General features: G+C 65.0%; 22 protein-coding genes. 10 read left to right on the top strand and 12 right to left on the bottom strand.

The features are described 5' to 3' along the window. Positions 1 to 29: 29 nt before the first annotated feature. The 4 genes from QX048_RS23990 to dinB all read right to left on the bottom strand — a co-directional run bounded on the left by QX048_RS23990 (position 30) and on the right by dinB (position 4,482). The gene (locus tag QX048_RS23990) at positions 30 to 944 is read right to left on the bottom strand and encodes a DUF1259 domain-containing protein (RefSeq protein ID WP_315752338.1); all 915 of its coding nucleotides are present in this window, start codon (positions 942 to 944) and stop codon (positions 30 to 32) included. Positions 945 to 995: 51 nt separating this feature from the next. Beyond that, a complete protein-coding gene (gene chrA / locus QX048_RS23985) occupies positions 996 to 2,387 on the bottom strand; it encodes a chromate efflux transporter (RefSeq protein WP_315825334.1) in 1,392 nt (463 codons plus the stop codon). Then, positions 2,384 to 3,205: a sulfurtransferase/chromate resistance protein gene (locus tag QX048_RS23980; protein ID WP_315825333.1), complete on the bottom strand. Its 822-nt coding sequence runs from the start codon at positions 3,203 to 3,205 to the stop codon at positions 2,384 to 2,386. The genes chrA and QX048_RS23980 overlap by 4 nt, the downstream gene beginning before the upstream one ends. Positions 3,206 to 3,369: 164 nt before the next feature. Next, positions 3,370 to 4,482, bottom strand: coding sequence for a DNA polymerase IV (gene dinB / locus QX048_RS23975; RefSeq protein ID WP_315713544.1), 1,113 nt, complete (start codon positions 4,480 to 4,482; stop codon positions 3,370 to 3,372). A 232-nt stretch (positions 4,483 to 4,714) separates the two neighbouring features. Here dinB and QX048_RS23970 point away from each other — a divergent pair, with 232 nt between their 5' ends. Continuing rightward, the gene (locus QX048_RS23970) at positions 4,715 to 5,620 is read left to right on the top strand and encodes a ribonuclease Z (protein ID WP_315825332.1); all 906 of its coding nucleotides are present in this window, start codon (positions 4,715 to 4,717) and stop codon (positions 5,618 to 5,620) included. Between the two features lie 21 nt (positions 5,621 to 5,641). On the opposite strand, the gene QX048_RS23965 is transcribed toward QX048_RS23970, so the two are convergent. Both QX048_RS23965 and QX048_RS23960 read right to left on the bottom strand, forming a co-directional pair. After that, a complete protein-coding gene (locus QX048_RS23965) occupies positions 5,642 to 7,687 on the bottom strand; it encodes an acetoacetate--CoA ligase (protein WP_315825471.1) in 2,046 nt (681 codons plus the stop codon). A 51-nt stretch (positions 7,688 to 7,738) separates the two neighbouring features. After that, on the bottom strand, positions 7,739 to 8,431 hold the full coding sequence (locus QX048_RS23960; protein ID WP_315713541.1) for a TetR/AcrR family transcriptional regulator: 693 nt from the start codon (positions 8,429 to 8,431) through the stop codon (positions 7,739 to 7,741). 282 nt (positions 8,432 to 8,713) lie between these two features. On the opposite strand from QX048_RS23960, the gene QX048_RS23955 reads away from it, so the two are divergent. The 7 genes from QX048_RS23955 (at position 8,714) to QX048_RS23925 (ending at position 16,599) form a co-directional block, all read left to right on the top strand. Continuing rightward, a complete protein-coding gene (locus QX048_RS23955; protein WP_315825331.1) occupies positions 8,714 to 9,934 on the top strand; it encodes an ABC transporter substrate-binding protein in 1,221 nt (406 codons plus the stop codon). A gap of 119 nt (positions 9,935 to 10,053) precedes the next feature. Beyond that, a complete protein-coding gene (locus QX048_RS23950; protein WP_315825330.1) occupies positions 10,054 to 11,325 on the top strand; it encodes a serine hydrolase domain-containing protein in 1,272 nt (423 codons plus the stop codon). Between the two features lie 246 nt (positions 11,326 to 11,571). Beyond that, positions 11,572 to 12,804: a branched-chain amino acid ABC transporter substrate-binding protein gene (locus QX048_RS23945; RefSeq protein WP_315825329.1), complete on the top strand. Its 1,233-nt coding sequence runs from the start codon at positions 11,572 to 11,574 to the stop codon at positions 12,802 to 12,804. A 117-nt stretch (positions 12,805 to 12,921) separates the two neighbouring features. Further along, positions 12,922 to 13,869, top strand: a complete 948-nt coding sequence (locus QX048_RS23940; RefSeq protein ID WP_315752342.1) for a branched-chain amino acid ABC transporter permease — start codon at positions 12,922 to 12,924, stop codon at positions 13,867 to 13,869. After that, the gene (locus tag QX048_RS23935) at positions 13,866 to 15,158 is read left to right on the top strand and encodes a branched-chain amino acid ABC transporter permease (protein WP_315825328.1); all 1,293 of its coding nucleotides are present in this window, start codon (positions 13,866 to 13,868) and stop codon (positions 15,156 to 15,158) included. The genes QX048_RS23940 and QX048_RS23935 overlap by 4 nt, the downstream gene beginning before the upstream one ends. Then, a complete protein-coding gene (locus QX048_RS23930; protein ID WP_315752344.1) occupies positions 15,155 to 15,904 on the top strand; it encodes an ABC transporter ATP-binding protein in 750 nt (249 codons plus the stop codon). The genes QX048_RS23935 and QX048_RS23930 overlap by 4 nt, the downstream gene beginning before the upstream one ends. After that, on the top strand, positions 15,904 to 16,599 hold the full coding sequence (locus QX048_RS23925; RefSeq protein WP_315713534.1) for an ABC transporter ATP-binding protein: 696 nt from the start codon (positions 15,904 to 15,906) through the stop codon (positions 16,597 to 16,599). Before QX048_RS23930 ends, QX048_RS23925 begins: the two co-directional genes overlap by 1 nt. 74 nt (positions 16,600 to 16,673) lie before the next feature. Here the strand turns inward: QX048_RS23925 and QX048_RS23920 are convergent, their stop codons facing one another. The 5 genes from QX048_RS23920 to QX048_RS23900 all read right to left on the bottom strand — a co-directional run bounded on the left by QX048_RS23920 (position 16,674) and on the right by QX048_RS23900 (position 22,830). Further along, a complete protein-coding gene (locus QX048_RS23920) occupies positions 16,674 to 17,657 on the bottom strand; it encodes a phosphatase PAP2 family protein (protein ID WP_316191440.1) in 984 nt (327 codons plus the stop codon). Positions 17,658 to 18,118: 461 nt separating this feature from the next. Further along, on the bottom strand, positions 18,119 to 19,099 hold the full coding sequence (locus tag QX048_RS23915; protein ID WP_315713532.1) for an ABC transporter permease: 981 nt from the start codon (positions 19,097 to 19,099) through the stop codon (positions 18,119 to 18,121). Then, on the bottom strand, positions 19,096 to 20,076 hold the full coding sequence (locus QX048_RS23910) for an ABC transporter permease (RefSeq protein ID WP_315713531.1): 981 nt from the start codon (positions 20,074 to 20,076) through the stop codon (positions 19,096 to 19,098). The genes QX048_RS23915 and QX048_RS23910 overlap by 4 nt, the downstream gene beginning before the upstream one ends. Further along, a complete protein-coding gene (locus QX048_RS23905) occupies positions 20,073 to 21,614 on the bottom strand; it encodes a sugar ABC transporter ATP-binding protein (RefSeq protein WP_315713530.1) in 1,542 nt (513 codons plus the stop codon). Before QX048_RS23905 ends, QX048_RS23910 begins: the two co-directional genes overlap by 4 nt. 76 nt (positions 21,615 to 21,690) lie before the next feature. Beyond that, on the bottom strand, positions 21,691 to 22,830 hold the full coding sequence (locus QX048_RS23900; RefSeq protein ID WP_315825326.1) for a sugar ABC transporter substrate-binding protein: 1,140 nt from the start codon (positions 22,828 to 22,830) through the stop codon (positions 21,691 to 21,693). Here QX048_RS23900 and QX048_RS23895 point away from each other — a divergent pair. Then, positions 22,769 to 23,035, top strand: coding sequence for a hypothetical protein (locus QX048_RS23895; protein WP_315825479.1), 267 nt, complete (start codon positions 22,769 to 22,771; stop codon positions 23,033 to 23,035). The genes QX048_RS23900 and QX048_RS23895 overlap by 62 nt on opposite strands. 18 nt (positions 23,036 to 23,053) lie before the next feature. Continuing rightward, positions 23,054 to 24,079: a LacI family DNA-binding transcriptional regulator gene (locus QX048_RS23890; RefSeq protein WP_315825325.1), complete on the top strand. Its 1,026-nt coding sequence runs from the start codon at positions 23,054 to 23,056 to the stop codon at positions 24,077 to 24,079. A 13-nt stretch (positions 24,080 to 24,092) separates the two neighbouring features. On the opposite strand, the gene QX048_RS23885 is transcribed toward QX048_RS23890, so the two are convergent. Continuing rightward, positions 24,093 to 24,851, bottom strand: coding sequence for an SDR family oxidoreductase (locus QX048_RS23885; RefSeq protein WP_315825324.1), 759 nt, complete (start codon positions 24,849 to 24,851; stop codon positions 24,093 to 24,095). Between the last annotated feature and the right edge of the window lie 298 nt (positions 24,852 to 25,149).

The following is a 25,149-nucleotide window of genomic DNA, read 5'->3' as shown; positions in this document are numbered from 1 at the left end:
CGGACCGCGCCTTTCCTGGCTCTTTGCTCTTAGCTCTTGGTGCTTGCCGTTTTGTCGAGCGCCGCCCGCAAACCCTTGGCGAGCTTGATCGCATCATCGTTCGCCCAGAAGTGCATGAAGAAGAGGCGGGGGTGTTCGTCCAGCATGTGACTATGCAGCGCCGTGACCTCGATGCCGTGGGCACGGAGCGTCCGGATCACGGGGTTCACCTCCTCCCCGCTCAGCACGAAGTCACCGGTGACGGCGGCCTTGCCTGCGCCGGTAGGCTGGAAGTTGATGCCCGTCGCGACGCCCATCGCCGCGACGGGAGACAAGGATAGTCCGCCCTCGACGATGGGATCGCGTCGCGGCACGCTGAACTGATAGACTCCGCCATTGGCCTGTCCTTTGACCGCCAGGATCTGATCGAGCTGTGCCGTGTCGAGATCGATGGCCGGCGGCGGCGTGGTCGGCGACGCCGCAACCGTCAACGGTGTCTTGCTGTCGGCGAGGGCGTCGCGGATGGCGGACGCGAGTTTGACCGGATCTCCGTGACCGACGACATGCATGTAGGACGTTGCTGGGCTCGCGCGGAGCAGATGGTTGTGCACGGCGCTGATTTCGAGCCCGCCGGCGATCATCTTCGCCATCACCGGGTTGATCTCTGATTCTAGCAGGACGAGATCGCCCATGATCATGGTGGCGCCATGCGCCGGCTTGAACGCGACCCAGCCGCCGAGCGCGAGCGCCGGCCTGATGGTTACGCCGTCCAGGGTCACCGAGAGATCGGTGCGCGGGAAGCCGTACCGGCGGACGTCTCCCGCCACGGACGGCTTCCGGCCCAATGTCTCGTCGACCTTCTGCCAATCGATGTCCTGTGCGCGCGCCGTCGAGACAATCGGTCCGGCGCCGTGTGCGAGGAGGCAGGCGCCGAGGCCCAACAGACTCCAGATCGTGCTTCTCATCGTTCGCTCCTTTTGGTCTGGCACTGCCCCGTGTTCCGTCGCAGCGTGCTCTCAGATGACGCCCGCAAAGCGCATCAGGATGCCCGCGATGCACGAGGCGGCGAGCACGACGAGCATTCCCACGTTGAAGCGGAAAATGGCCGTGGCGGCCGCAACCGACAGGACAACGGCCGGCAGGTCGATGCTCATCGGCCGGGGCGCGTCGAATGACAGTCCGAATCCCTGGATCGGAAAGGTCTCGCGGAAGAGGGTGTGCAGCGCGAACCAGATCGAGAGATTGAGAATCACGCCGACGACGGCGGCGGTGATGGCCGAGAGCGCGCCGCCGAGCGCCTTGTTTCCCCGCAACGCCTCGATGTAGGGCGCGCCGACGAAGATCCAGAGAAAGCAGGGCGCGAACGTCACCCACGTCGCCAGCAGTCCGCCCAGCGTGCCGGCGAGCATGGGAGACAGCCCGCTCGCGCCGCGGAACGCGGCCATGAAGCCCACGAACTGGACGACCATGATCAGGGGACCGGGAGTCGTCTCAGCCATGCCGAGGCCGTCGAGCATCTCGCGCGGAGCAACCCAGTGATAGTACTCCGCGGCCTGTTGCGCGACGTAGGCGAGCACGGCGTAGGCGCCGCCGAACGTCACCATCGCCATCTTGCTGAAGAAGATAGCGATCTGACCGAAGACGTCGTTCGGCCCGAGCAGGATCAGCAGTGCGAAGACGGGGGCGAGCCAGATCGCGAGCCAGACGGCCGCCACGCGCAGCGCGCGCGAAGCGTTCGGACGGACGTGATCCGGCACGGCCTCGCCGAGCATGCTGTCGATCGCGCCGGCGTTCTTGCCGCCGTGTTCGAGGGCTGCGAATTCCGGCCGGCCGAGGCGGGCTCCGACGAAGCCGATGACTCCGGCAGCAATGATGATGATCGGAAACGGCGCGCGGAAGAAGAAGATCGCGACGAAGGCTGCGGCCGCCAGTCCGATCATGATCCGATTGCGTAGCGCGCGCTTGCCGACGCGGACGACGGCCTGGATCACGATCGCCAGCACGGCCGCCTTGAGGCCGAAGAACAAGGCTTCGACGACGCCGACATTGCCATAGGCCGCATAGATGTAGCTGAGGCCCATGATGGCGAAAATGCCGGGCAGAATGAAAAGTGTGCCCGCAACGATGCCGCCGGTGGTCCGGTGCAGCAGCCAGCCGATATAGGTCGCAAGCTGCTGCGCCTCGGGTCCCGGCAGCAGCATGCAGTAGTTCAGGGCGTGCAGGAAGCGGCTCTCCGAGATCCAGTTCTTCTCCTCGACGAGGATGCGATGCATGACCGCGATCTGGCCGGCGGGGCCGCCGAAACTCAGACAGGCCACCCGGATCCACACGAGAAGCGCGTCGTTGAAGGAGATGCCATGGGCGTGCTCGGCCGCAACCGGCTTCCGCGATGCTACGAGGTCCGTCATGACTTCACCTTGCTGGACGGCCAGTTGTGCGCCTCCTTCGTGGCGTCCCGGCACCAGCGGTAGAAGGCATCATAGAGCAGCAGCCCCGCGCTCAACTGCTCCAGATCGTCGTCGTACATTCGCGACAGACCGAGTGAAGCGGCAAGGAGGCCAGGAGCCTCGGGCGAGAGATCAAGTCGCGCCGTATCCGCGGCCCGCACCAGCGTGGCGAGTCGTTCCAAGGGTGGTGTCCGCAGACCGAGCTCCTCGACCATGACGTCGAAGGTGCAAAGCTCGCCGCGGTGGCTCCAGAAGACATTCTCGATGTCGAAGGGAGTGGCTTGGAAACGCTCGGCGACCGCTTCGACTTCGGCCGGCGTCACGAACAGGAAGACTGCGGCGGGATCGACGAAGCGACGGATCAGCCATGGACAGGCGATGCGGTCGATCTTGGGACGTGATCGCGTGACCCAGACAGTGCGGCCGCGGTCGTCCCTGCTCGGAATTCTGTCGGCCGGCACGGTCGGGAGTTGGGACTCCGTCCAGCCGACGTGGCCGCCCTCGAGGACCTCGGCTGCGACGTTGCTGCACCGGAGCCAGGCCGCGGTGCCTTCGCTCAGCTTCTTGCCTTTCTGGCAGATCACGACAACCGATTGGCCGGTGAAGCTCGGTGCCCATTGCTGGACGTCGAGATGGGAGCGCCTGACGGCGCCGGGGATGAGGCGTGGGTCGGCGGCGAAATCCTCGTCGACACGCACGTCGACGAGCCGTGGCGAGGTCGCCGTGCCGATCAGTCGAGACAATTTTTCGGGTGAGATCGAGGTGTATGATGATGACATGCTGCGCCCTTGGTGACTAGGACGCGATTCTTGGGCATGTCGCCTCGCGGGGAGATCGCACATCCCCGTGCCGCAGAATAAAGCGCTCGATTGTTCGGCTGTCAACCCATCCCTGTGCTGGAACGATCGGGGACCGCCGCGGTCGCCATTGGGGTCGACCCGCCTCAGATCAGCAGGGGCAGCTGGGCTTCCACTGCGATTGCGATGTCTTGCTGCTGCAAGGATGACAGCGAGACGCCGAGGAGCCGCACCGGCTTGGCCAGGGGCATCTCGCTCTGAAGGAGCGCGACGGACAAGCGTGCCAGATCCTCCCGGCTCGCGACCAGGTTGGCGATGGACCTGCTGCGTGTGATGATTTCGAAGTCCGCGAACTTGACCTTCAGCGTGACCGTCCGGCCCCTGTTGCCGCTGGTTTCGCAATGCTGCCAGACCTTGTCGATCAGCGGCTGCAGCTCCGCCAGCATCGGCTCGAAGTCGGTCAGGTCGGTCGAGAAGGTGTTTTCGGCGCCGACTGATTTGCGGATGCGATTGGCTCGGACCGGGCGATTGTCGATGCCGCGCGAGATCCAATAGTAGTGGTGGCCGGCCTTGCCGAAGTGCTGCTGGAGGAAGGGCAGGGTCTGGTTGCGGATGTCGAGCCCGGTATGAATTCCGAGCGCGTTGAATTTCGCTGCGGTCGCCGGGCCGATGCCGTGAAACCTGCCGACCGGCAGCCCCTCCACAAAGGCCGGACCCATCTCCGGCGAAATGACGTATTGCCCATTGGGCTTGCGATGGTCCGAGGCCAGCTTGGCGAGGAACTTGTTGTAGGAGACTCCCGCGGAGGCATTGAGCCCGGTCTCGGCCTTGATCTTGGCCCGGATCTGCAAGGCGATGTCGCGTGCCAGCGGGATGCCTTGCAGGTTTTCGGTGACGTCCAGATAGGCCTCGTCCAGCGACAGAGGTTCGATGATCGGCGTGTGCTCGGCGAAGATGGCGCGGATCTGCTGGCTGATGGCCTTGTAGACCTCGAAGCGCGGCTTGACGAAGATCAGGTGCGGGCACTGGCGCTTTGCCGTCACCGACGGCATGGCCGAGCGCACGCCGAACGCCCGAGCCTCGTAGCTTGCGGCTGCCACCACGCCGCGCTCGCGCGATCCCCCGACGGCCACGGGCTTGCCGCGCAGCTCGGGATTGTCCCGCTGCTCGACCGACGCGTAGAATGCATCCATGTCGATGTGGATGATCTTGCGAATGGCCGTCGGCGCGCCATCCTGTTCCGGGCCGGAGCTTGGCATGGCCAAGCTCTATCAGAGCGCGGCGATGAAGTCTGCACAGCCAAGTGCTGGCTGCCAACAACGTCCCTTACAAAGACGTTGCGACGTCGGTCTCCCTCAGCCTTCAATCGGCGACGACGGAAGCACGCTCATGAGAAGGGATCGCCGACCGTGATCGAGACGAAGCAACGCAGCCGGGACCTGCCGTCAAAGCCGCTCACGACGTTGCGACCATGGGCCTGAAGCAGCTGTGATGTTCGAGCTCACTTTCCTGGGGACCTCGTCGAGCGTTCCGTCGGCGGACCGCAATCATCCCGGCCTTCTCGTTCGAGCAGGCCGGCATCGCATTCTCGTCGATTGCGGCGAGGGGACCCAGCGTCAGCTGCTCCGCAGTGGGGCAGGCTTTCGCCGGCTCGATCGGATCCTGCTCACCCACGGCCATTTCGACCATGTCCTCGGCATTCCCGGGCTGTTTTCCACCCTGCGGCTGCGCAGGAGCGCTGACATCATGCGCGTCCACGGCGGCCCCGAGACGCTCGATGTGGTGGTCCGAATGCTCGCGGGGCTGTGGGGCGAGGGCCGCGCGCCGATCTCGCTCGAGCTCGTTCCGCTCAGGCGCGGGGAGGTTCTCGACGCCGGCGAGTTTACGATCAACTGCTTTCCCGTCCGGCACCGCGACACCGACAGCTTCGGCTTCGCATTTGTGAGTCGAGCGCGCCGTCATCTGAAGCCAGATCGTCTGGCAGCGCTCGCGGTGCCTGATGGGCCCGTGCGGAAGGCATTGGCGGAGGGCCGGCCGGTCACGCTGGAGGACGGCCGAACCATCGATCCCGAGGATGTTCTGGGGCCTCCGCAGGGGGCGAAGAAGCTCGTCATCGCCGGCGATGCGGAAACGACCGAGGGTCTGCACGAGCACGTCCGCGACGCGGACATGCTCGTGATCGAGGCGACCTTCCTCCGGCGCGATTCGGCCATGGCTCGCGACTACGGCCACCTGACGGCCGCGGAGGCCGCCGGGCTGGCGGCGTCCAGCAACGTCAGGCAGCTCGTCCTGAACCACATCTCCGGCCGCTATCCCGACGAGGAGATCCTCGCCGAGGCGCGGGAGATCTTTCCTGAAAGCCGTGTCGCGATCGATTTCGACCGGCTGGTGGTCTAGCGGCTCGCTCGGGTACGTCTGCTACGTCGCCCCCGAGCCGCTCTGCAAACGGCTCTGGGCGAACGTGATGTACCAGTCGAGGCAATCGGGATTGGCCATCGCATCGCGGTTGATGACCTTGTCGAGCGGCTGCCCGAGCAGGAGCTTCTTGATCGGGAGCTCCTGCTTCTTGCCGGACAGCGTGCGCGGAATCTCGGCAACCGCGAAGATGTCGTCAGGCACGAAGCGTCGCGACAGGCTGGCTTCCACCGCCATGTTGATCTTCCGCTTCATCGCCGCATCGAGCGCGACGCCGTCGCGCAGCACCACGAACAGCGGCATGTAGCTGTCTCGGCCGAGATATTCGAGATCGACGACCAGCGAATCCAGGATCTCCGGCAGCGCTTCGATGGCCGAGTACAATTCGCTCGTCCCCATGCGCAGCCCGTGGCGATTGATGGTCGCGTCGCTGCGGCCATAGATCACGCAGGAGCCGTCCGGATCGACCTTGAGCCAGTCGCCGTGCCGCCAGACCGGCCCGCCCTCGCGCGTCTCGAAGGCGTCGAAATAGCTCGCGAGATAGCGGACATTCCCCGCGTCGTTCCAGAACCGCAGCGGCATCGACGGCATCGGCGCGGTGCAGACGAGCTCTCCGACCTCGCCGATGACAGGCTTGCCCTGGTCGTTGAAGGCCTCGACCGCTGCTCCGAGCACGCGGCACTGCATCGTTCCGGGCACCTGCGGCAATTCGCGGTTGCCGCCGATGAAGGCGCCGGCGAAATCGGTGCCGCCCGAGATGTTGGCCCACCACATTTGCGCCTGCGCCCGGCTGCCATTGACCTGCGACAGCGCCGCGAACCGCAGATCGAACCAGGCCTGCGTGTCGGCGCTGAGCGGCGAGCCGGTGGACCCGAGGCAACGCAGACGGGACAGATCGCCCGCGTCGGTCAGGTTGATCTCCGCCTTGACGCAGCTCGCGAAGAACGCCGCGCCCGCACCGAAGAAGGTGGATTTCGAATTCGCCACGAATCGCCACAGCGTGGTCCAGTCCGGACGATCCTTCGGCCCGGCGGGGCTGCCGTCGAAGACGCAGCACGTGGTGCCGTTCAGGAGCGCGCCGACCTGGTTGTTCCACATGATCCAGCCGGTCGAGCTGTACCAGTGATAGCGCTCGCCGAACGAATTGGGCTGATAGGAGCAGCCGATGTCGTTGTGCAGCCCGAGCAGGGCCAGAGTGACGATGATGATGCCGCCGTGACCATGCACGATCGGCTTCGGCAGCCCGGTGGTGCCGCTCGAGTAGACGATCCAGAGCGGATGATCGAACGGAAGCCACTCCGGTTCGAAGGCATCGACGCCAGGGCTCGTTATTGCCAGAACGTCCGAGAGACGAACCCCGCCGCTCACCGGCGCGCCGGCATCGTCACTGTGCAGGATGACGTGGCCGAGTGTCGGCAACGACCGGCGCAGCTCCTCGATGACACCGCGGCGATCGTGCCGGCGGCCGGCATAGGTGACCGCATCGCAGGCGATCAGCACCTTGGGTTCGATCTGCTTGAACCGGTCGATCACGGCGGGCGCGGCCATGTCGGGCGCGCAGACGCTCCAGATCGCGCCAATGCTCGCCGAAGCGAGAAACGCGATGATGGCTTCGGGTATATTGGGCAGATAGGCGGCGACCCGGTCGCCGGGCGCTATGCCTTGCTCGCGCAGATGCAGCGCCAGGGCGGCTGCCTTTCGCCGGAGCTCGGGCCAGGTCGTCTCCGTGAGCCTGCCGTCCTCGTGACTGCTGATGATCGCAGGCAGGCCCGCCGCATCGGCGGCTCCGACGTGACGAAAGACTTGCTGGGCGTAGTTGACCGAAGCGCCCGGAAACCAGACCGCTCCCGGCATCGTGCGCTTGCCCAGGACGGTCGAAAACGCGGTCGGCGACTGCAGTTCATAGTAGTCCCAGATGCTGCGCCAGAATCCGTCGAGGTCGCGGATGGACCATTGCCGCATCTGCTCGAAGTTCTCGAAGTGGAGGCCGCGATTGTCCCTCAGCCATTGCCGATAGAGAGCCATTTGCGGGACGTAGGGAGCTATCATCATTCGTTCCGGCTTGTTTGCATGGTACGGCCAGGAGACGCCAAGAGGCGCTCATTTCGACTTCTGCTTCCGCCGCTTGTAGAGCGCGTTGAAGCCCCCGGCCATGAAGGTCACGAACCGCTCGCGGACCGCGGCGAAATCGTCGGACTTGCACAGGCCGCCGGACAGGCGGTCGATCCGGCCGGTCCGTGACAGGATCAGCGAGTAGGCGCCGGAGGTGAACTGGAAGCTCCAGAACAGGTCCTCAGGCGTGGCGTCGGGCAACGCCTTCTGCAGCAGCCCGATGAGACGCAGCACCATGGGATCGAGATAGGTGTCCATCATCTCCACGCCATAGCCCGGCGCGTTGGCGACCTGCGCGAAGATGCGGCCGAAGTGTCGCCAGTTGTCCTCTTCGTTGACGTAGACGTCGAACGCGCCGTCATAATAGGCACGCAGCGCGCCTTCAACGGTCGGACGATCTCCGACCTTGGCCTCGTAGGCATCCAGCCCGGCCGTGCGCACCGTGACAGCATATTCCATGCGGCGTTCGAACACGGCATCGAACAACGCCCTCTTGCCCTCGAAGTAGTAATGGATCAGCGCAGGATGGATGCCCATCCTGTCGGCCACATCCTTGATCGTCACGCCGAAATAGCCGAGCTGCGCGAACAGCTCCTCGCTGGTGTCGAGGATCAGCTTCACCGTCGTCGCGCGCTGTTCCGCGCGCGTGCGGCGTCCCTCGGATTTCGGCTGTGCTGGCATGCTCTCCGTGGTCCCTGATCGGCGCAGACAGGAACGGCGCCGTTGGTGTTTGACGATGAGGGGGTGGGCGCGCCCGGTCAAGCAGGACTTCGGGCTTCCAACATTTTCATTTAGCGCTAAATGAATGAACTTGACCGTCGGCCGGCCGGACGGTAGGTCTCGGAGACCTGATGGAGAACGGTCGACGATCGGGCGGCGGGCAACGCGCTGCCAGTCTCGTCGTGCGCGGACATCATCAAAGACAATCGGCTGGCCATGGATCAGCCGCTCACGGGAGGACACATGACACGGATCGAGTCGACGGGGGCTGCCCTGCTGATGCTCGGCGTGGCCCTTTCCGCCCCGGCGTTCGCGCAGAAGAAATACGACGTCGGCGCCACCGACACCGAGATCAAGATCGGCCAGACGAACCCGCTCAGCGGGCCGGCTTCCGCTTTCGGAGCCATCGGCAAGGCGGAAGCGGCCTATATCCGCATGATCAACGAGCAGGGCGGCGTCAACGGGCGCAAGATCAACCTCATCCAGTATGACGACGCCTACAGCCCGCCGAAGACCGTCGAGCAGGTGCGCAAGCTGGTCGAAAGCGACGAGGTGCTGACCACGTTCCAGATCATCGGCACGCCACCGAACGCTGCGGTCCAGAAATATCTGAACGGCAAGGGCGTTCCGCAGCTTCTGGCGGGAAGCGGAGCGTCCCGCTTCACCGATCCCAAGAACTTTCCGTGGACGATCTCCGCCAACCCGAACTACCAGTCGGAAGCGCACATCTACGCCAGATACATTCTGGAGAACCACCCGAACGCGAAGATCGGCATCCTGTATCAGAACGACGACCTCGGCAAAGACTACGTCAAGGGGCTGAAGGACGGGCTCGGCGCCAAGGCCGGCATGATCGTGAAAGAGATGTCCTACGAGCTGTCCGATCCGACGATCGATTCCCAGCTGGTGACGCTCAAGGCCTCAGGTGCCGATCTGTTCTACAACATGTCGACGCCGAAATTCGCGGCGCAATCGATCAGGAAGGCCGCCGAGCTTGGCTGGAAGCCCGTCCACATCCTGGAGGTCAACGCGACGGCGGTCGGTCAGGTGCTCGTGCCCGCAGGGCTCGAGAATGCCAAGGGCATCATCTCGGTCGCCTACGGCAAGGATCCGCTCGATCCGCAATGGGCCGATGACGAGGGCATGAAGCGCTACAAGGCGTTCATGGCGAAATACGCACCCGGCGAGGACGCCAACAGCGGCTTTGCGACCTATGGCTACTCGACGGCGGCCCTGCTCGTCCACATTCTCAGGCAATGCGGCGACGAGCTGACGCGCGCCAACATCATGAAGCAGGCGACCAGCATCAAGGGCCTCGTTCCCGATCTCGGGCTGCCGGGGATGTCGGTGACGACAACTCCCGATGACTACCGTATCAGCAAGCAATTCCAGATGATGAAATTCGACGGTCAGCGCTGGATCATATCGGGTCCGATTCTGACCGACGACGTCAAGGCGGACTAATCCTCTCGTCGGCCATGGCCTGACCGAGCGTCGCTTGCACGCCAGGATACCCTGCTGTCTCTCCGTCATCCGCGCCGGCCGGCGCCGAGAACTGAACTCTGTCCGTCGGAGCGCCGCTCATGACCAGTGAAGCCGTCCGCCGCCGTCGGGGCTTCGATCCTGCGGCGCTTGCAGCGATCGGCCCGGCACTCGCCGAATTCGTCGATCGCGGCGAGCTCGCAGGCATCGTGTCTCTCACCTCGCGCGGCGGCGAGATCGTTCATGCCGAGACGATCGGCTGGCGCGATGTCGAAACCAGGAGCCCGATGCGCCCGGATACGTTGTTCCGGATCGCGTCGATGACCAAGCCGATCACCTCGGTGGCGGCGATGATGCTGGTCGAGGAAGGCAGGATCGCCTTGGCCGACCCGATCTCCCGCTGGATTCCGGAGCTCGCCGATCTGCGGGTCCTGCGCGACGCCGCCGGCCCGCTCGACGAGACCGTGCCCGCCCGGCGCGCGATCAACATCGAGGATCTGCTCACGCACCGCTCGGGCATCGCCTACGCGTTCTTCTCGGAAGGCCCGTTGAAGGTCGCCTATGAGCGCGCGCTCGGCGATCCCGCGATGAACCGGTCGACGCCCGACGAATGGCTCGCGGCGCTCGGCACGCTGCCGCTGGCGTATCAGCCCGGCGACTGCTTCCACTACGGTCATTCGACCGACGTGCTCGGCTTCCTGATCGGCCGGGTCGCAGGCAGGCCGCTTCGGCAGGTGCTACAGGAGCGCATCTTCGCGCCGCTCGGCATGGTCGACAGCGATTTCTGGTTGCCGCACGCCAAGCGAGATCGTCTGGCGAGCCTGTACGGACATGACGAGACGGCGGGGCGGCTCGCGAAGGTCGAGCCGGTCATGTATGACGAGCCGCCGTCCTATACGCCGGGCGGCGGCGGGCTGATCTCGTCCGCGCCCGATTATCATCGGTTCGCGCGCATGCTGCTCGGACGCGGCGAGCTGGACGGCGTCAGGCTGTTGCGGCCCGAAACCGTCAACCTGATGCGCACCAACCGGCTGATTGACGCGCAGCGCCAGATTCCCTTCGCCGGCATGCCGCTGTGGCAGACCTGCGGATTTGGGCTAGGGCTTGCGATCGTCGAGGATGCCGCCGGCAATCCCTATGCCTGTGGCGCACCGGGCACGATCACCTGGCCGGGCATCTTCGGCACCTGGTGGCAGGCCGATCCCGTCAATGACCTGATCATGATCTATCTGATGCAGCATCACGTGCCGGTCTCGGCGGGAACAGGGGCCACGATTGCCACTGGGCGCGGTGCTGCCGGCCGCCGTGCTCTTCCTGTCTATCAGCGTGGAACCTACGCCGCGCTGTCCCAGCTTGCGGAACAAGCGACATGAACGGGGCAGCGCTTGTCACCCCCCGGGTGCCCGGCGGGTTCGTCCAAGATGTGGACGCCAACATTCCGCCGAATGAAACGTCCGATCGGCGGCGGGCGGCCTGTCCTCCACATTGCCGGAGCTGCAACTGGCGTTCACGTCATGCCGAGCTTGTCATCCGGCCGTTATTCTGCTCAGTGCTTCTTCAAATTGCGCGATCATGCGTATCGATCGACTGAAGTCGACAGCCAGCGAGGAAACAAGACTATGCGCAAGTTAACTTTAGCCATTGCCCTGATCGTCCCGATGCTCGGTCATGCCGCGCAGGCCGAAGACACCGTCAAGATCGGCTATATCGATCCGCTGTCCGGCGGCGGCGCCAGCATCGGCGAGGGTGGCCTGAAGACGTTCCAATACCTGGCCGACGAGCTCAACGCCAAGGGCGGCATTCTCGGCCACAAGGTCGAGATCGTGCCGTTCGACAATAAGACCAATCCTCAAGAGAGCCTGATCCAGGCCCAGAAGGCGATCGACGCCGGCGTCCGCTACATCACGCAAGGCAACGGATCATCCGTCGGGCTCGCGCTGGAGGATTTCGTCAACAAGCACAACACGCGCAACCCCGGCAAGGAAGTGCTGTACTTCAACTATGCCGCCGTCGATCCGAGCATGACCAACGAGAAATGCAGCTACTGGCATTTCCGCTGGGACGCCAGCTCGGACATCAAGATGGAGGCGCTCACCAACTACATGAAGGACATCCCTTCCATCAAGAAGGTGTATCTGATCAATCAGGACTATTCGTTCGGCCAGTCGGTCCGCAGCGATGCGCGCAAGATGCTGGCGGCGAAGCGACCCGACGTCCAGATCGTCGGCGACGAGCTGCATCCGCTGCTGAAGATCACGGACTTCTCGCCCTACATTGCGAAGATCAAGGCGTCCGGCGCCGACAGCGTCATCACCGGCAATTGGGGCCAGGACATCGCGCTGCTGCTCAAGGCCGCCGCGGATGCCGGCCTGAAGGTCAACTGGTACACCTACTATGCGGGCGGCGCCGGCGGCCCGACCGCCATCAAGCAGACGGACCTGGATCATCAGGTCTTCCAGCTGACCGAAGGCTTCGCCAATTCGGGCCATCAGGCTGCGATGGACTACGAGAAGGCGTTCCGCGCCAAGGTCAACATGTCGCTGTGGTATCCGCGGGCGGTCAACGAGATGCGCATGTTCAAGGCGGCGGCCGAGAAGGCCAACTCCATCGATCCGGTGAAGGTCGCGGCCGCGCTGGAGGACCTCAAGCTCGAGGTGCTGGATGGCGGCACCGGCTTCATGCGCAAGGATGATCACCAGTTCTTGCAGCCGATCTACGTCTCGTCCTTCGGCAAGCTCGCGGCGAACGAGCCGTTCGACGAGGAGAACACCGGCTGGGGATGGCACCTGGTCTCCAGGGTCGATACGCCCCAGGCCATGGTGTCGACGACGTGCAAGATGGCGCGCCCGTAACGATCCGCGCCGGCTTCCCGCACGAGGTCAGCGTGCGGGAAGTGGCGCCGGCCGTGCGTCGGTCCGTCAGAAAATGAGCGGCAGGGCATTGAAGCCCGGGACATTCGCGAGTGCGCCGTGCTTGAACTCATCGTCATTTCGACCCTCAACGGCGTGCTGTTCGGCATGCTGCTGTTCCTGCTGTCGAGCGGGCTGACCGTCATCTTCAGCATGATGGGGGTGCTCAATTTTGCTCACGCCAGCTTCTACATGCTCGGCGCCTTCTTCGGCTTCCAGCTCACGAAATGGGTCGGCTTCTGGCCGGCCCTGCTGCTGGCGCCGCTCCTCGTCGGGGCCATCGGCATGGCCGTCGAGCGCTACGGGCTCCGCAACACGCACAAGCATGGCCACGTCGCCGAGCTGCTGCTGACCTTCGGCCTTGCATTCGCGATCGAGGAAGTCGTCTCGATGATCTGGGGCAAGACGCCGCTCGACTATCGCGTCCCGGCGCTGCTGGACTTTCCCGCGTTCACGATCTTCTCGACCAACTATCCGGCCTACAAGCTGTTCATGCTGGCGGTGTCGGTGACGATCTTCGTGGCGCTGCTGATCGTGCTCAAGCGCACCAGGGTCGGCCTGATCGTTCAGGCGGCGCTGACCCATCCCCACATGGTGGGCCATCTCGGCCACAATGTCGGACGCGTGTTCATGGTGGTGTTCGGGGTCGGCAGCGCGCTGGCCGGTCTCGCCGGCGTCATCGCCGGTCCCGCTCTGGTGACGCAATCCGACATGGCCGCGGCGCTCGGGCCGATCCTGTTCGTGGTGATCGTGTTCGGCGGCCTGGGCTCGCTGCCGGGCGCCTTCATCGCTTCGCTGGTGATCGGCCTGGTGCAGACCTTCGCCGTCGCGCTGAACGGCTCGCTGGCAAGCGCCTTCGGCCCGCTCGATCCATCCGCCGGGCCATCGGTGCTCACCGACATCTGGAACGTGACGATCGCGCAGGTCGCGCCGATCGTTCCCTACCTGCTGCTGGTGCTCGTCCTGATCGTGCGCCCCGTGGGCCTGATGGGGACTCGCGAATCATGACCGCAGCAGTGACCTCCGCGTCTCGTCTCGCGGCAAAGCCCGCCGGATCCCGTCTCCGCTTCTATGCCGTCTGGGTGATCGGCGTGGCGGCGCTGATCGTGCTGCCGCTGCTCTTCAATTCGGGCGGATCGCTGACCTCGTTCAGCCTCATCGGGATCGCGATCGTCTTCGTGCTCTCCTACAACATCCTCCTCGGTCAGACCGGATTGCTGTCGTTCGGTCACGCGGTTCACTACGGCCTGGGCGGCTTCGCGGCCTGTCACATGATGAATGCGGTGGTGGCGCATGGCTGGCCGATTCCGCTGCCCTTCATTCCGCTGTTCGGCGGGCTGGGCGGCCTCGCCTTCGCGATCATCCTCGGCTGGGTCATGACCAAGCGCGCCGGCACGGTGTTTGCGATGATCTCGCTCGGCATCGGCGAGCTCGTGGCGTCGTCGTCGCTGATCCTGCGCTCGGTGTTTGGCGGCGAAGCCGGCATCACCACGGACCGCACCGCTCTGCCGCGCATGTTTGGCTGGACCTTCGGGCCGCAGCTGCAGGTCTATTACCTGATCGCGTTCTGGCTGGTGCTGTCGGCAATCGCGATGTATGCGCTGACCCGGACGCCCCTGGGGCGGATCAGCAATGCGGTGCGCGACAATCCCGAACGGGTCCAGTTCATCGGCTACGACCCGCACGTCGTCCGCTATCTCGCCTATTGTTTTGCCGGATTCTTCGCCGGCGTCGCGGGCGGCCTCGCGGCGATCAGCTTCGAGATCGCGAATTCCGCCTATCTCGGTGCAATCCAGTCGGGCCTGGTGCTGTTCGCGACCTTCATCGGCGGGACGGCCTACTTCTTCGGTCCGATCCTCGGCGCGATCCTGGTGACCTATCTCCAGCTCGGGCTGACGAGCCTCACCAGCGTATGGCAGCTCTACTTTGGCATCATCTTCATCGGCATCGTCATGTTCTCACCCGGTGGCATTGCCGGTCTGCTGATGATGCACCGGCCGCTGGTCCGTGCCGGAACGCTCGGAATGGTGATCCCGTCCTATCTCGTTGCGGTCGTGCCGACCGCGGCGCTCGCCTACGGCGTCATCCTGACCATCGAGACGGTCGCGCGCTATTCGGGTGGTGACGCCATCAACCTGTTCGGCGTGGCCTTCAATCCGCAATCGCCGGCGACATGGGGCGTCGCCGCGATTCTGGTGGTCGCCGGCTTCTTTGTCGCGCGGTCGACGTGGCAGCGGATCGCCGGAGCCTGGGACAGGGCCGCCACCGTGGCGCGTGATCGGGGGTATCTGGCATGACCGCAGCGATCGAAGTTCGCGCCGTCGAAAAGCGCTTCGGCAATGTCGGCGTCATCCGCGACCTCAATCTCAGCGTCACCAAGGGCGAGCGCCACGCCATCATCGGCCCGAACGGCGCCGGCAAGTCCACGACGTTCAACCTGATCAGCGGACACATCAGGCCGACCTCCGGCGAGGTGAGGCTGAACGGCACGCTCATCTCCGGCCTGCGGCCGTTCGAGATCAATCGGCGCGGCTTGTCGCGCTCGTTCCAGGTCACCAACGTGTTCGCTCGCATGACCGTGTGGGAGAACGTCCGATGCGCCGTGCTGTGGGCGACCGGACATCGCTACGCGTTCTGGAAGAACGTCGACAGCCTGCCGGAGGTGCGCGAGCGGACCGCCCAGATCCTCGATGACATCCATCTCACGCATCGGCGTGACATTCCCGCGGGGTTGTTGACCTATGCCGAGCAGCGCGAGCTGGAGATCGGCGTCACCATCGCGAGCGGCGCGACGGTCGTCATGCTCGACGAGCCGACCGCCGGGATGAGTCACGCGGAGACCGAGCGCGCGGTCTCGTTGATCCGGCGGCTCACCGAGGGGCGGACGCTGGTGATCGTCGAGCACGACATGAGCGTGGTATTCGGTCTCGCCGATCGCATCTCGGTGCTGGTCTATGGCCACATCATCGCGTCGGGCACGCCGGAGGAGATCCGTCGCGACCCGAAGGTGAGGGAAGCCTATCTCGGCGAGGAGGCCCACTGATGCTCGAGGTCAGGAACCTCCACGCCTACTACGGCAAGAGCCATATTCTGCAGGGCGTCGACCTCGACGTCGCCGCCGGCGAAGTGGTGAGCCTGCTCGGCCGCAACGGCGTCGGCCGCTCGACCACCGTGAAGGCGATCATGGGCGAGGTCAGTCCGCAGGGGACGATCCGCTTCAAGGGCCGGGACATTGCCGGCTTGCCGAGCTACAAGATCGCGCGCCTTGGGCTCGGCTATGTGCCTGAACACCGTGACATCTTCCCGAGCCTCACCGTTCGGCAAAACCTCGTGCTCGGCATCAAGGACACGCGGCGGCCGGGGAAGTGGCGCCTTCAGGACATGCTCGACATGTTTCCCAATCTCGCCGCGCGCGCCGATACGCCTGCGGGTGTGCTGTCGGGCGGCGAGAAGCAGATGCTGACCACCTGCCGCACGCTGATGGGCGACCCTGACCTGATCATGATCGACGAGCCCACCGAAGGTCTGGCGCCGCTGATCGTGCAGCAGGTCGGCGATCTGATTGCCCGGATCGCAGCGGCGGGCGTCGCGATCCTGCTCGTCGAGCAGAAGCTCTCGATCGCGATGCGCATTTCGAAACGCGTCTATGTCATGGGCCACGGCCGCGTCGTGTTCGAAGGGACACCGGATCAGCTCAAGGCCAACACCGCGGTCCGGCAGGAGTGGCTCGAAGTATGAGAGGAGCCGCCGGCACGTTTTCGCCGATGCAGCTCTGGCGGATGTGCCACAGACACCCGCCTTGTCCAAATCCTTCAGGTCTGAGGCAATGGATGTCGCAGCATGCGGCGCGGAAACGTGGCGTGGCGTTCGCGTAGCCTCAGGGCAACAAGGCGCGCGATGCAGATCGACGCCGTCGCGATCGCGATGCCGGCGATCATGTCGACGAGGAAATGTCCGCCGCCGATTGGGGTCGAGAGCAGCATCGCGCCGTGGATCAGGACATTGAACGGTCGCAACCAGCGCAATGACCACAATGCCCAGCCGTCGAGGACCGCGGCTGCCGCGTGAAAGCTCGGAAAGGTCACGATCCCCGCGAGATGGCTGGTATCCAACAGGCGCAGCGTCCCATCGCGAACCAGGGGCACCTCGCGCGCCGTGTCGAAATAGGCCTGCGGGATGAGGTTTGCGTAGGCGGACGGCGGCAGCTCCAACGCGTGATACACGCCGAGTGCAGGGACAAACAAGGTGATGATGCAGGTCAGCGCCAGCGTCAGGCTGATCGCGAGGTTGAACTCCGCGAACCGGCGATAGTGGCCCAGCAAGGGAAGGGCCACGACGATGATGCAGATCGTCCAGGAAATGGATCGATAGCCGAACGCGAGGCTCAGGACGGCCCAGGGGCGGTCATTGACGAACGACAAGTAGTCGCGAAAGTCGAAGCCAAGGGCGCGATCGAGGGCGAGCAGGTTGGCGTCCTGAAGCGGCAGGTTGGCGGCCGTCGCAATGTAGGACAGTGATGCCAGCACGGTGGATGCCAGTGTGGTCTGGGCCATTCCCGTCAGGAATGAGAACATCCAGGGTTTGGCACGCCGCGCCGACCGTGCGTTGGCGTAGCCGATGACACCATAGATGGCCGATGTCGATAGCACGATGATGTAGCCGACGGGTTCGATGCGAAAATCCGTGAAGATCAGGCACAGTCCGAACAGCACCCAAAGAGCTGTCATGACAGCCCAGTTGAACCGGAACACGGCCCAGGCCGTCGCGGCATCCTCGCTGTCATGCGCCCGTTGCAAGACGCTCTTTGTCCAGGGGAGCCAGCGGCGGCTGAGATCAGGCAATAGACCACCGGCTGCGGTGTCCGACATTGTCGTCCGCTCTCACATTTCAAATGGATTTCGATTTGTTTCCCGTCGGTGTCTTGTTACGGCCGGTCGGGCCAATAAATCAACCTCGGCGGGTAAAATACGCAGATACCGTGCAACGATGCTTAATCAAGCGTAGCCTGGAACCCTGTTTCGGTTGTGCCGGACAGGAAAGCACATTCGGCGATGAGGCCGCCTTCGCGCCCATAGAAAGCGGGTGAATCGGTGAGAAGAGACCGAGAGCGAATCCGAGGCAGCTTTGGTTTGAAGGGCTTCGCCAGTCGTTGCGGGCGAGCTACTTGTGGTGGTGCTGTGGGGTCAGCGGCCGATCGCTCGCGGGCTTGCGCGAGAGGTGGTCGCCGTCAGCAAAGTCCGTCGCGACGTCGCATGCATCACAGCTTCTGGCGGCCGTAGATCAGGAGCATCAGGATGATCACCGCGCCGTAGATCAGTTGGCGACCGGCCTCGCTGATCTGCATCACCGACAGAATGGATTGCAGCAGGGTGATCAGCACGACGCCGGCGACGGTGCCGAGATAGCTGCCGCGGCCGCCGAGGATGTGCGTGCCGCCGAGCACGACGGCCGCGATCGAGGGCAGCAGATAAGCGTCGCCCATCGACTGCGCCGCCTTCGAGGCGTAGCCCGCGAGCAGAACGCCGCCGCAGGCGGAGAGGGCGCCGGACAGCGCGAACGCCAGCATGGTGATGCGGCGTGTATCGATCCCTGAGAGATAGGCCGCGCGCTCGCGATTGCCGATGGCATAGATGGCGCGGCCAAACGTGGTCCGCGACAGCAGCCAGATCGCGGCGCCGCCGATGATCGCCCACACCAGCACCGCGTTGGGAAGGCCGGGCACGATATTGCCGGTGGCGAGATAGCGCATCGCCTTGGAGGCGGAATCCTGCGGCGCGAAGCCTCCGGTGTAGGCGACCATCAGCCCTTGCGCGACCGCGTTGGTCGCCAGGGTGATGATCATCGAGGGAATGCGCAGATAGGCGACGCCGATGCCGTTCAGGAGACCGATGGCGGCTCCGCAGAGAATGCCGCAGGGAATCGCGATGATGGCGCCGGTCGTGCCATGGGCGGCCGCCGCGCAGGCCATCATCGCGCCCGTCGTGACAACCCAGGGCACCGAGAGATCGATCTGGCCGAGCAGGATCACCAGCATCATGCCGGTGGCGATCACGCCCAGGAAGCTCGCGACCTTCAACTGCTGCAGCAGATAATCCGGCGACAGGAAGCTGCGCGAATAGAGGCTGCCCACCAGCAGCAGCAGCAGGATGCAGCCGAACGAGGCCGCCACCGCCGGATCGATCCGACGCAGCATGGCGATCCCGCGATGGGTCGGTCGTGGTGCCGTTGCGTCGCTCATCCGAACCACTCCAGCCGATTGCGCACCCGCACCAGACCGAACGCGCCGATCGAGACCGCGAGCATCAGCACGAGACCCTGGAACAGCGGCTGCCACAGCGGATCGAAATCGAACACGAACAGCAGATCGCCGATGGTGCGGAAGGCGAGCGCGCCGAAGATCGCCCCGATCGCGCTGCCGCGTCCGCCCATCAGCGATACGCCGCCGAGCACCACGGCCGCGATCGAGAACAGCGTGTAGGCATTGCCGCTCGCATAGGCGGCTTCGCCCGTGTAGGAGAAGAACGTCAGGAACAGGCCGCCGATCGCCGACAACAGGCCAGCCAAGGTGTAGGCGACAAACTTGGCCGCGCGGATCGGCGCGCCGGACATGTAGGCTGCGACCTCGGAGGAGCCGGTCGCGAACGCGGCGCGGCCGATGACCGAGCGGCTATAGGGTACCCAGATCAGCAGCGCCGCCGCAGCCAGTGCCACGAGGCTCGTGGGCAGCACGCCGAACAATCTTCCCGTCAAGGCATCCGCCAGCGTCTCGTTGACGGATCCGCCGGGATTGGGCCGCAGGAACAGCGCGATGCCGTAGTACATCGCCCCGGTGGCGATCGTCGTCACGATCGGCTGCAGGCGCCCGAAGATCACGATCGCGCCGTTTATCATGCCGCAGACGATGCCGGTGCCGAGCACGCCGGCCACGCCGAGCGCGGTCTCGGTGGCGGTGCCGACCACGATCCAGGATGCGAGGCAGTTGGTCAGGGTCAGGATCATGCCGACGGACAGATCGATGCCGGCGGTGATCACCACGATCGCCTGCGCCATCGCGACAAAGGCCAGCAGCGTCGCCTTGTTGGCCGCGGTCTGCACCATGTTGGCGCTGAAGCCGGCCGGATGATTGGTCGCATAGAGCAGGAACATCGCGACGAAGATCCCGATCGCGAGCAGGGTGCCGCGCTGTTCGGAGAGCCAGTACCGCCACTCGGTCATGCCAGACTCGCTTCCGCTCGCTCGCCTTCGTCGACATTGAGCGCACTGCTGACCAGCGCGCGCTCGGTGATCTCGGCGCCCGCGAGCTCGCGCCTGATCGCGCCATCGTACATCACCAGCACGCGGTCGCAGCAGCCGATCAGCTCGTCATAGTCGGTCGAATAGAGCAGGATCGCGGCGCCCTCGTCGGCAAGCCGGCGCAGCAGCCGGTAGATCTCCTGCTTGGTGCCGACATCGATGCCGCGCGTCGGATCATTGAGCAGGATGATGCGCGGCTTGTTCATCAGCCATTTCGCGATCACGACCTTCTGCTGGTTGCCGCCGGAGAGCGCGCTGACGGCGAGATCGGGGGAGGCGGTCTTGATCTCGATCAGGCGGATCATCTCCTCGATCAGCATCGATTGCCGCTGCCGGTCGATGATGCCGAATGTCGCGAACCGGTCGAAGGCGGCGGCCGAGAGATTGTCGCGCACCGACATCGGCAGCATCAGTCCTTCGGTCTTGCGGTCCTCCGGAATGAGCGCGAGGCCGATGCGCTCCGACTTGGCGGTGACGGGGCTGTCGATCGTCACCTTGTTGCCGTCGATCAGAATGTCGCCGCGACAGTCGCGCAGCACGCCGAACAGCGCCAGCAGCAGCTCGCGCTGGCCCTGGCCGTCGAGCCCGCCGAGACCGATGATCTCGCCGGCCTGCAGCGAGAACGAGATGTCCTTCAGCCGGTCGCCCCAACTGATGCTCCTGCATTGCAGCGCGGGCGGCCGCCCATCGGTCTTGCGCGGCGGCTTTTCCGGGAAGGCATGCTTGTACTCGCGGCCGATCATCAGCTCGATCACTTCGGCATCCGTCTTGGTGCCGGCCGGGAAGGTCGAGATGCGGCGGCCGTTGCGGAACACGCTGCAATCGTCGGCGAGCTCCGCGATCTCGTGCATGCGATGGGAGATGTAGAGCAGCGCCAGCCCCTCGCTGCGCAGGCGCTTCAGCACCTTGAACACCTTGGTCACGTCGGAAGCGGTCAGCGCCGAGGTTGCCTCGTCGAGGATCAGGATCTTCGGCTGCCGCGACAGCGCTTTCGCGATCTCGACCATCTGGCGGCGCGACAGCGGCAGGTCCTTCACCAGCGCGCGCGGATGAATGTCGCTGGCGCCGGCGCGGTGCAGCGCCTCCTCGGCAAGTCGGCGCTGGGCGCGCCGGTCGATCATGCCGAACCGCGTCGGCGGATGCGAGATCATGATGTTGTCGGCGACCGACAGGTCGGGGATCAGCGACAGCTCCTGGAAGATGCAGACGACGCCGGCATCGTTCGCGGCGGAGGGACCGCTGAAGGCGACCGCGCGTCCTTCAAGCGTCATCCGGCCTTCGTCCGGCGCGACCACGCCGACCATCAGCTTGATCAGCGTCGACTTGCCGGCGCCGTTCTCGCCGAGAATGGCGTGGATGCGGCCGGGATGGACCTCCAGGTCCGCACCGTCGAGAGCGATCACGCCGCCGTAGCGCTTGGACAGTCCTTCGGCGCGAAACAGCGGCTCGGCCGCGATCATGCTTGCTCCCTCAGTCGTTTGGTCAATAGGGACGGGCTGGCCGCGAGAGAACTCGCGGACCAGCGATCACACCGGCCTATTGATTTTCCTTCGACTGACCCATGATCTCCTGCGCCGTGAAGTTGATGCCGCAGGTCGGGAAGGAGTTGCCGACGAAGAAGTTGTCGGACTGGGCCGGGAAGTAGTCCTGATCCTTCTTGAAGTTCGGATCTTCGACGACGGCGAGCGGCAGCTTGACCGATTGCGGCACCACCTTGCCTTCCAACGCGGCGAGCGCGACCTTGATCGCGACCGCGACCTGCGCAGGTCCGGTACCGGCGGAAGAGCATTTCAGGCCTTCGGACGCCTTGGCGGCGCAGAACTTGCGGAAGCCGTTTTCGGTCTCGCCGCCGAACGGCACCATCTTGTGCTTGGCGTCGAGCATGGCCTGCACGATGCCGGTGTCGCCGCCCTGGCCGGAGATCGCATCGAACGGGCCATTGGTCGCGATCGCATCCGCCGTGGCCTTCTGGGCGACGCCGTCGTCCCATTTGCCGACGACCTCGGTGACCTGCCACTTCTTGCCGGAGGCATCGAGAACGGAGTGGAAGCCGTTGTGCCGATCGGTGTCGACCGAGGTGCCGGCGACGCCGCGCACCTCGAGCACCTTGCCGCCGCCGGGCACGTTCTTGACCAGCCACTTCGCCCAGAGTTCGCCGAGACCCTTCTGGTCGACATTGACGTTGATCGCATCTTCCGTCGCGAGGATGTTGTCGAAGGCGACGAGGATCACGCCGGCCTGCTTGGCGCGCTTGATCACCGGCCCGAACGCGGTCGGGTTCTGCGCGTTGACGACGATGGCGTCATAGCCGGAATCGATGAAGTTGTTGATTGCCGATATCTGGGCCGGTACGTCCTCGCCGGTCGAGACGACCTTGAATTCCTTCAGCTTGGCCTTGACCTCCGGCTGCGCCGCATAGGCCTTCGCGGTCTGGATCATCTGGATGCGCCAGGTATTGGCGATGTAGCCGTTCGCCAGTGCGATGCGGTACGGGCCCTTCTTGGCCGGAAACTTGAAGAACTTGGTGTCCGTGGTCCACGGCACCATGCATTCAGGCTCGGTCGCCGGTCCCTTGACCATCTCCGGCTCCGCCAGCGCCTTGCCGGCAAACGCCGTGACCAACACCAGCGATGCACAAGTGGCAAGGCATCGCGCCCTCATCGACTTGGACGACATTCGTGACCTCCCCTGTTGTTGTGGCGCCAAATCAATGACGCATGTGCGAGACGCCTCTTTGTTTCCGGAGGTTGTGCGAGCATTGCTCGTCGTCTCGACCCGCCAAGCGTTACTGATCAATGACAGCGCTGTCAATTACCGTCGCGCGGCTTTTGCCAAGCGGCCGGCCGCATGTCATGAATATGGTTCGGACAAATCCGCGTGAATCAATGTTGCAAGGATCATGTCTCAGAAGCGTCGCACCACGCTGGAGGACGTCGCGCGCATCGCCCATGTCAGCGCTGTCACTGTGTCGCGGGCGCTGCGGCGGCCCGATATGGTGTCGCCGGAGTTGCGCAAGCGGATCGATGCCGCGGTCGACAGGCTGGCCTATGTGCCGAACTTCGCGGCGAGCCGGCTCGCCTCGACCCGCACGCATTCGATCGGCATCGTCGTGTCGTCGCTCTCCAACGGCATCTTCGCGGACTACCTGCAGGCGATCTACGACACCCTGCTGCCGCTCGGCTTTCGCCCCGTCGTCGTCAGCAGCCGCTACTCGGCGGAGGAGGAAGAGGGCGCGATCAGGACCTTGCTGGGCCAGAACATCGAGGCGCTGATCCTGGTCGGAGTGAACCAGACGCGGGCCGCGCGGCGCGTTCTCGAACGTTCGCGGATTCCGGTGGTGCAGACATTCGAGCTGACCGACGATCCGATCGATCTGAATGTCGGACTTTCGCAGCGCCAGGGCGGCTACGCCGCGACCCGCTTCCTGATCGAGCTGGGACATCGGCGGATCGCCTATCTCTCGGGACAGCGCGACGACCGGGCCCGCGCCCGGCTCGAGGGGTATCGTGCGGCGCTGGCCGAAGCGGGGCTGGATGGCACGTCGCTGGTGGCCTGGCTGCCGGCGCAGGCGACGATCTCGCTGGGGCGGAAGCTGACCGAGGAGATGCTCGCGAGCGAAGCTCCCGATGCGATCTTCTGCTGCGATGACAACATCGCGCTTGGTGCGCTATTCGCCTGCCAGCAGGCGGGGCTGGAGGTCCCGCGCCGGATCTCGCTGATCGGCTTCAACGACCTGGAATTCGCGGCGGCCTCCAATCCGCCGCTGTCGACCGTGCTGACGCCGCGCGCCGACATGGGGCGCGTGGCGTCCGAACTGGTGCTTCAGGTGATCGCCACCGGCAAGCGGCCGAGAACGCGGCGGATCGACCTCGGCTTCGAGATCGTCGCACGCGGCAGCACCGGACCGCACCTCGTGGCTTCGTGATGATGGTCGAGCCTCAGGCCCAGCCGCCGTCGACGATGTAGTTCTGGTTGGTGCAGGCGCCGCTGTCGTCGGCGGCGAAGAACAGCACCACGCGGGCGATGTCGTCCGGCACGAGCTTGCGCTTGAGGCATTGGCGGCGCATGAGCTCGGCCTCGCCCTCGGGCGTCAGCCAGAGTCTCTGCTGCCGCTCGGTCATGATCCAGCCCGGAAGAATGGAATTGACCCGCACGTTGCTGGGTCCGAGATCGCGGGCGAGGGCGCGGGTCAGTCCCTGGATCGCCGACTTCGCCGTGGTGTAGCAGGGCATGTTGCCCTGGCCGAGCACCCAGCTCACCGAACCGAGATTGACGATCGCGCCGCCTCCGGCCTGGATCATGTCCGGCGCGACCGCCTGGGCCGCGAAGAACTGATGTTTGAGGTTCACGGCGATGCGCTCGTCCCAATAGTCCGGCGTGACGTCCTCGATCGCGTGGCGGTCGTCACGCGCGGCGTTGTTCACCAGAATGGTGATCGGCCCCAGCGCCGCACGGGCGCCGTCGACCGCGGCCCTCAGCGCACCGATGTCGCGAAGGTCGGCATGCTCGAAGTGCACCTTGGCCTCCGCAGGCAGGCTCGCCAGCAGCTGCTGCGACGCCTCCAGATCGATGTCGATGAATCCGACACGCGCGCCTTGGCCGAGGAAATTGCGCACGATCGCTTCCCCGATGCCGGAGCCGCCGCCGGTCACGAGGACGGCCCGATCCTTGAGGCTTGGAAAGATGGTGCCCTGCATTGGCTTCCTCTCAGTTGCGCCTGGAGAGCAGCCGCGCCCGACGGCGACACTGGCAGGATCTCGAACGTCGTCCGTGCCGTGCGATGCACAGCCGGTGCGCGTTCGCCTGGACCCCTTCGTGTGCGCCTGCGAGCAACTCTCGCGCCCGATGTCGATGCCGACGGATCCGGGCGCTCCCCCTGCGATGTCCTTGTTTGGCTTTCCGGCATTCTGCGTCAGGACCGGCAGGGACGCCAGCACTGATGCGCTGCCCGGGTGCGACCATCGGGCGCTTTCGGGCGTAGCTGGAGCGGACGTC

The sequence above is a fragment of the Bradyrhizobium sp. SZCCHNS30572 genome (assembly GCF_032484415.1).
In the GTDB taxonomy this organism is placed as follows: Bacteria; Pseudomonadota; Alphaproteobacteria; order Rhizobiales; family Xanthobacteraceae; genus Bradyrhizobium.
Note: the sequence above shows the minus strand (reverse complement) of the source record. Positions and strands in the feature narration are given on the sequence as shown.

What these genes read in the sequence shown, in the direction of transcription:
- QX048_RS23990 (WP_315752338.1), bottom strand. Translation starts at nt 944, where the DNA reads ATGAGAAGCACGATCTGGAGTCTGTTGGGCCTCGGCGCCTGCCTCCTC.
- chrA (WP_315825334.1), bottom strand. Translation starts at nt 2,387, where the DNA reads ATGACGGACCTCGTAGCATCGCGGAAGCCGGTTGCGGCCGAGCACGCC.
- QX048_RS23980 (WP_315825333.1), bottom strand. Translation starts at nt 3,205, where the DNA reads ATGTCATCATCATACACCTCGATCTCACCCGAAAAATTGTCTCGACTG.
- dinB (WP_315713544.1), bottom strand. Translation starts at nt 4,482, where the DNA reads ATGCCAAGCTCCGGCCCGGAACAGGATGGCGCGCCGACGGCCATTCGC.
- QX048_RS23970 (WP_315825332.1), top strand. Translation starts at nt 4,715, where the DNA reads ATGTTCGAGCTCACTTTCCTGGGGACCTCGTCGAGCGTTCCGTCGGCG.
- QX048_RS23965 (WP_315825471.1), bottom strand. Translation starts at nt 7,687, where the DNA reads ATGATAGCTCCCTACGTCCCGCAAATGGCTCTCTATCGGCAATGGCTG.
- QX048_RS23960 (WP_315713541.1), bottom strand. Translation starts at nt 8,431, where the DNA reads ATGCCAGCACAGCCGAAATCCGAGGGACGCCGCACGCGCGCGGAACAG.
- QX048_RS23955 (WP_315825331.1), top strand. Translation starts at nt 8,714, where the DNA reads ATGACACGGATCGAGTCGACGGGGGCTGCCCTGCTGATGCTCGGCGTG.
- QX048_RS23950 (WP_315825330.1), top strand. Translation starts at nt 10,054, where the DNA reads ATGACCAGTGAAGCCGTCCGCCGCCGTCGGGGCTTCGATCCTGCGGCG.
- QX048_RS23945 (WP_315825329.1), top strand. Translation starts at nt 11,572, where the DNA reads ATGCGCAAGTTAACTTTAGCCATTGCCCTGATCGTCCCGATGCTCGGT.
- QX048_RS23935 (WP_315825328.1), top strand. Translation starts at nt 13,866, where the DNA reads ATGACCGCAGCAGTGACCTCCGCGTCTCGTCTCGCGGCAAAGCCCGCC.
- QX048_RS23930 (WP_315752344.1), top strand. Translation starts at nt 15,155, where the DNA reads ATGACCGCAGCGATCGAAGTTCGCGCCGTCGAAAAGCGCTTCGGCAAT.
- QX048_RS23925 (WP_315713534.1), top strand. Translation starts at nt 15,904, where the DNA reads ATGCTCGAGGTCAGGAACCTCCACGCCTACTACGGCAAGAGCCATATT.
- QX048_RS23915 (WP_315713532.1), bottom strand. Translation starts at nt 19,099, where the DNA reads ATGAGCGACGCAACGGCACCACGACCGACCCATCGCGGGATCGCCATG.
- QX048_RS23910 (WP_315713531.1), bottom strand. Translation starts at nt 20,076, where the DNA reads ATGACCGAGTGGCGGTACTGGCTCTCCGAACAGCGCGGCACCCTGCTC.
- QX048_RS23905 (WP_315713530.1), bottom strand. Translation starts at nt 21,614, where the DNA reads ATGATCGCGGCCGAGCCGCTGTTTCGCGCCGAAGGACTGTCCAAGCGC.
- QX048_RS23900 (WP_315825326.1), bottom strand. Translation starts at nt 22,830, where the DNA reads ATGTCGTCCAAGTCGATGAGGGCGCGATGCCTTGCCACTTGTGCATCG.
- QX048_RS23890 (WP_315825325.1), top strand. Translation starts at nt 23,054, where the DNA reads ATGTCTCAGAAGCGTCGCACCACGCTGGAGGACGTCGCGCGCATCGCC.
- QX048_RS23885 (WP_315825324.1), bottom strand. Translation starts at nt 24,851, where the DNA reads ATGCAGGGCACCATCTTTCCAAGCCTCAAGGATCGGGCCGTCCTCGTG.